We start from the raw sequence: 1,517 nt of genomic DNA on the forward strand, positions 1-1,517 counted from the left end.
CGCCGAATGCGCCGAACGGCACGGTGTAGTCGGTGACACGGACCGGCTGGGCCGGTTGCACCACCGTGCCGTTGATCGAGATGTCGGCGCCGTCGCCGCCCGGCCACGTTGCGGTGACGACTTTCTTTCCCTGCTGGCGGAGCTGCACCCACAGCGGCAACGCGCTCGGCCGCGGCGAGGGCCCGAGCGGGCTCTCGCGGTAGCCGCCGATCGGCGCCGCGAAGCCGCTGAGACTCGACGAGATCGGTCCAACGATCGCCTGGAACGTGTTCGAGGGGATGTCGTTGTGGACGGCGGTCGAGCCGGTGGCGATCTCGATATGCGACACTGCGGTGAGCGACGGCGAGGCCGTCACGTTCTGCAAGGCCACGGCACCGCGGCGGCTCAGCCGCGCCAGGCCGCCGTCGCGCGGCAGCACGCCTTCCTCGATGAACTGCTTGATGAAATCAGGCTTGGCACCGTCGAGCGAGATGAGCACCACCGGCGGCGACCTGCGCCCGTGATGGTGGCCCCGATCATGGTCGCGATCACCGGAGTTGTCGGAACCGCGGTCGCGGCCATTGTCGTCCTGATCGGCGAGTGCCGGCGCCGCGGCGCCGGCCAGCGTTGCCGCGAGCGATAGCGAAGATATCAGGGAGAAGAGCTTTTTCACGTGAGCGCCCCATGCATTTTGCCGCGCAATCTGTGCGCGTTTAACCTGGAATGACACGTGGAGTATCGAGTGCGGCCGACGACGCGCGTATGACGCTTGAGCGACGCATGTGCGTCGCTGCATGATCGTTGTCGCAAGCGTCCAACCAACATCTCTGTCGCGCAAGTGAAGGGAACCCAGCAACGCAGGCCTGCGCTCGCGCGTCTTGAACGCTGCGAACTCGTTCGCTACGCTTGAGAAAATTTGGGAGTGAAGGCGTGAAGCAGCTCAGGATCGGCGACATCACCATCGATGCGGTGATCGAGCGGGAGGGGCCGTGGCGGCGGCCGCAAGATTTTTTTCCGGCTTATGACGACGGCCTGTTCAAGCAGCATCTGCCGACGATGGAGCCGGAGGTGTTCGACGCCGCGCGCGGCATGATGGTGATCACCTATCAGACCTTCGTCGTGCGCACGCCGCGTTATACTATCCTGGTGGACACCTGCACCGGCGARGACAAGGGCCATCCGCCGCCGTTCGATTTTCCGGGCAAGGAACGCTGGCGCAACGAGCTGTTCGCGCTCGGCATCGGTTTCGAGCAGATCGACTATGTGTTCTGCACGCATCTCCACATCGACCATACCGGCTGGAACACGATTTTGCGCGATGGCCGCTGGGTGCCGACATTCCCGAACGCGAAATATGTTTTTCACAAAGGAGAATACGCAGCCTGGGAGGCGGAGCACGCCAGGGGCAGCAACCCGCCCGGCACCGTCTTCCGCGACAATTGCCTGCCGATCGTCGAGGCCGGGCAGGCGCTGTTGGTGGATGACGATTACGCGCTCGACGACACCGTCACGCTGACGCCGACGCCGGGGCATTCGCC

General features: G+C 64.6%; 2 protein-coding genes. One reads left to right on the forward strand and one right to left on the reverse strand.

What is annotated here, in order from left to right; all coding sequences use genetic code 11:
* Nucleotides 1-652: alkaline phosphatase family protein (locus ACXJL8_RS40750; RefSeq protein ID WP_456687002.1), on the reverse strand; the 652-nt coding region annotated here is incomplete at its 3' end.
* A gap of 257 nt (nt 653-909) precedes the next feature.
* Here ACXJL8_RS40750 and ACXJL8_RS40755 point away from each other — a divergent pair.
* Nucleotides 910-1,517: MBL fold metallo-hydrolase (locus ACXJL8_RS40755; RefSeq protein ID WP_456687003.1), on the forward strand; the 608-nt coding region annotated here is incomplete at its 3' end.

The organism is Bradyrhizobium sp. P5_C11_2, from assembly GCF_054049755.1.